General features: G+C 72.9%; 4 protein-coding genes. 3 read left to right on the top strand and 1 reads right to left on the bottom strand.

Annotated elements, in window-relative coordinates; genetic code table 11:
* Nucleotides 1-876: ribosome small subunit-dependent GTPase A (rsgA, locus tag P409_RS28120; protein WP_052121495.1), on the bottom strand; the 876-nt coding region annotated here is incomplete at its 3' end.
* A 275-nt stretch (nt 877-1,151) separates the two neighbouring features.
* Here rsgA and P409_RS28125 point away from each other — a divergent pair.
* From P409_RS28125 to P409_RS28135, 3 genes are read left to right on the top strand one after another with little or no spacing between them, the layout of a single operon-like run.
* On the top strand, nt 1,152-2,084 hold the full coding sequence (locus P409_RS28125) for a cyclase family protein (RefSeq protein ID WP_034846202.1): 933 nt from the start codon (nt 1,152-1,154) through the stop codon (nt 2,082-2,084).
* A 12-nt stretch (nt 2,085-2,096) separates the two neighbouring features.
* Nucleotides 2,097-2,936, top strand: coding sequence for an alpha/beta hydrolase family protein (locus P409_RS28130; protein WP_034846203.1), 840 nt, complete (start codon nt 2,097-2,099; stop codon nt 2,934-2,936).
* Between the two features lie 18 nt (nt 2,937-2,954).
* A complete protein-coding gene (locus P409_RS28135) occupies nt 2,955-4,103 on the top strand; it encodes a M14 family metallopeptidase (RefSeq protein WP_052121496.1) in 1,149 nt (382 codons plus the stop codon).
* Nucleotides 4,104-4,152: the final 49 nt, after the last annotated feature.

A 4,152-nucleotide genomic window follows, 5' to 3' on the forward strand; every position in this document is an offset into this window, starting at 1 on the left:
GGGCTCGGTCCCGTGGCCGCAATCGGCGAAGCGGCAGCCGGCCGCCAGCGCCTCGATATCGGCGAAGGCGGCGGCGACGCCGTCGCCCGCCTCCCACAGCCCCAGCTCGCGCATGCCCGGCGTGTCCAGCACCAGCCGGCCGTTCGGCAGCAGCACCAGCTCGCGATGGGTGGTGGTGTGGCGGCCGCGGGCGTCGTCCTCGCGGATCGCGCCCGTCGCCATCAGCTCGGTCCCCGCCAGGGCGTTGACCAGGCTGGACTTGCCGACGCCGGAGCTGCCCAGCAGCACCGCCGTCTGGCCCGGGGCGAAGCTGTCACGCAGGGCCTCGACGCCCTCGCCGGTGACGGCGGAGACGACATGCACCGGCACGCCCAGCGCCACCGCCTCGATCTCGGCCAGCGGGCCGTCGCGGTCGTCGCACAGGTCGGCCTTGGTCAGCACCACGACGGGGGAGGCGCCGCTCTCCCACGCCGTGGCCAGGTAGCGCTCGATGCGCCGGGGGTTGAGGTCGGCGTTCAGCGAGGCGGCGAGGAAGGCCACCTCGACATTGGCGGCCACCACCTGGCCCATCGGGCGCCCGGGGCCGGCGGCCTTGCGGGTGAAGGCGCTGCGCCGCGGCAGCACGGCCTGGATGGTGGCGCTGCCCTCGTCCGGGCGCAGGGCGGCGGCCACCCAGTCGCCGGCCACGGGATAGTCGCCCTCCAGCGCCTCATGGGCGAAGCGGCCGGACAGCTGCCCGGTCATCTCGCCCAGCGGCGTGACCAGGTGATAGGCGCCGCGCTGCTGCACGGTCACGCGCGCCGGGCTCAGGCCACGGGCGGCATGGGGGTGGAACTGATGCTGGAGCGCCGGGCTCCAGCCGTAATGATCGATCAATGGAGGATCCTCGATCGGAGGGCCTTGTCAGGCGCCGGCCGAGTGGATCCTGCGTGTCAGGAGGCCCGAACGGCGGCGCGGCGAGGGGAGGCGCGGAACGCGCGGACAATGGCAGCCATCGTTCTAACCCTCCTTTCCCGAGCCGTCAGGGGCGACCCAGAGATATTCCGGCCCGGCCCGACCGTCAAGCAGGGCGTCAAGCCGGCACGTCCCGCATGGACGGCGGGCGCTGGTCGGGCGATGCTCGCGGCGGAAGACTGACGAAGGGGGCTCACATGCTGCGGATCACGGCCGCGACGGCCGCATTGTCGCTCGCCCTTGCCCTGGCGCCGGGGGCGCAGGGGGCGGAAGGGCTGTGGAGCGTGTACGACTCGGCGCTGAAGGGCGCCAAATACATCGACCTGACCCACGCCTTCGCCCCGGTGCAGCCGGTGTGGCCGGGCTTCGGCAATGCGGAGGTGAAGCCGGCGGTGGCCGGCGCCGACCTGCCGGACTATGCGAAGAGGGGCGACGAGTTCACCTATGCCAAGCACGGCTTCGTCGCCACCGCCTATGCCCTGCCGACCGACCAGTACGGCACCCAGCTGGACCCGCCGGCGCATTGGGACGAGTACGGCGCCACGATCAGCGACCTGCCGCCGACCTTCGCGGTGCGGCCGCTGGTGGTGATCGACATCCATGAGAAGGTGGCGAAGGACCCGAGCTACGCCATGACGGTCGACGACGTCACCGCCTGGGAGGCGAAGCACGGCACGGTGCCGGAGGGCAGCGTCGTCATGGTCCGCACCGACTGGTCGAAGAAGTGGGACGATGTGGCCCATTTCAACGACAAGCCGTTCCCCGGCGTGTCGCTGGACGCGCTGAAGTTCCTGCACCTGCGGCGCCGCATCCTGTTCCACGGGCACGAGCCGCTGGACACCGACGCCACGCCGGACCTGGAGGGCGAGGCCTGGCTGATGCACAACCACTTCACCCAGGCCGAGGGCGTGGCCAATCTGGACCAGGTGCCGGAGGCCGGGGCGCTGATCAGCATCGGCTTCGCCAAGCCGCTGGGCGGCACCGGCGGCTATGCCCGCTACATCGCCATCGCCCCGGCCGACTGGCCGCACGGCGTCACCATCGCCGAGGCGCCGGGCGCGCCGCTGCCGAAGCAGCCCGCCCCGCTGCGCCGCGGCCCCGACGGCGTGATGCGGCCGACCTTGAAATAGAGGAGAGCGCGCGTGTCGACATCCGGCCGCGTCGTCGAGCGGGTGGTGGAGTTCGCGGTCGGCGGCCAGATGGTGGTCGGCACCCTGGCCCTGCCTGAGGGCGTGTCCCGGCCGCCGGCGGCCCTGTTGCTGCACGGCTTCCCCGGCAGCCGGGACGAGCTGGAGATCCCGGCGGCGCGGGAGGGCATCTTCCGCCGGGCGGCTCGGATATGGGCGGAGCGGGGCATCGCCAGCCTGCGCATCGACTTCCGTGGCAATGGCGACAGCGCGGGCGCCTTCGCCGACATGACCGTGCAAGGCCAGGTGAAGGACGCGCTGGCGGCGCTCGACTGGCTCGCCGCCAGCCCGGATGTGGACGGAACCCGCCTGTCCCTGGTGGGCTGGAGCATGGGCGGGGCGGTCGGCGCCGTCGTCGCCGGCCGCACGACGCGCAGGCTGGCCTCGGTCTCGCTCTGGGCGCCCGCCACCAACATGCCGGCGTCGCTCATGCTGTCGCTGGGGCCGGAGGTGATGCGTCAGGGGCTGGCCGCCGGCGACGTCCCGGTCACGGCCAGGCTGCCCTGGGGCGCCGAGGTGGCGCTGAAGCAGGCCTTCTTCGACAGCCTCTACGCCGTCGACCCGGTGGCGGAGATCGCCCGCTACAAGGGGCCGCTGCTGGTCGCGGTCGGCACCAGAGACGCGGTGGTGTTCCCGCAGCCGGGATGCGGGCAGGTCCTGCTCGACCACCATGATGGGCCAGCGGAGCTGTGGGTCCGGCCGATGGACCACTCGTTTGATGTGTCCGAAGGCATCGCGATGGTCGACGCGCTGATCGCCAGGACCGGCGATGTCATCGCCGCCGGGATGAAGTAAGGGGGCGGCGCGGATCCGATGCCCGATCTGCACATCACCACCGATTTCGAGGGCGGCAGCGTCGAGGTGCTGGACTGCGCCGATCCCGGCGCCATCCGGCTGGCGCTGAAGCCGGACGGCCGGGCGCCGGACATGCAATGGTTCCACTTCCGGCTGCACGGCGCCAAGGGCCGCGACTGCCGCATGGTGTTCGAGAACTCCGCCCGGCTGTCGCGGCTGGCCGGGCGCGACGAGATCCCGGATTGCTGGACCGGCTACCGCCCGGTGGCCTCGCATGACGGGGCGGAATGGCCGCGGGTCGGGGCGGAGGTCCGGGACGGCGTGTTCTCGATCGTCGACCGGCCGGCGCATGACGCGGTCGACTACGCCTATTTCGCGCCCTATCCGCTGGCGCAGCACCGGGCCCTGGTCGACCGGGCCCGGCGCTCACCTCGGATCGCGCATGACGTGCTGGGCCGGACGCCGGACGGACACCCGATCGACCGGCTGACGATCGGCCGGCCGGGGCCGGGCAAGCCGAGGCTCTGGATCATGGCGCGGCAGCACCCGTCCGAGACCATGGGCGGCTGGTTCCTGGAGGGGCTGGTGGACCGGCTGCTCGACCCGGCCGATCCGTTCGTCGCCGGGCTGCGCGAGGCGGCGGTGATCCACATCGTGCCGACCGCCAACCCGGATGGCTGTGCCCGCGGCCACACCCGCACCAACGCGCTGGGCATGAACCTGAACCGGGCCTGGGCCGATCCGGCGGCGACCGATGCGCCCGAAGTGGCGGCGATCCGCGGCGCGATGGAGGCCGAGGGCGTCGATTTTTGCCTCGACGTCCATGGCGACGAGGAGCTGCCCTACAATTTCCTCGGCGGGCCGCTGGAGATCCCGTCGCGCAGCCCGGCGCTGCGCCGGCGCTTCGTCGCCTTCATGCGCGGGCTGGAGGCGGCGAGCCCGGACTACGACCGCCGCCATCCCTATCCGGGCGGGCCGCCGGCCGAGGCCGATCTGCGCATGGCCTGGAACTGGATCGCCGAGCGCTTCGGCTGCCTGACGGTGCTGCTGGAGATGCCGTTCAAGGACCAGATCGGCGTCCCGGACCCGCGCTTCGGCTGGTCGCCGCAGCGCAGCGCCCGCCTGGGCCGGGCAATGCTGGAGCCGATCGCGGCGATGCTGTGCTAGGGCGGGCCCGGAGCGGTCAGGCGGCGGCGTCGAGGGCCAGGGCGGCGGC

The organism is Inquilinus limosus MP06, from assembly GCF_000767795.1.
Classification (GTDB): domain Bacteria; phylum Pseudomonadota; class Alphaproteobacteria; order DSM-16000; family Inquilinaceae; genus Inquilinus; species Inquilinus limosus_E.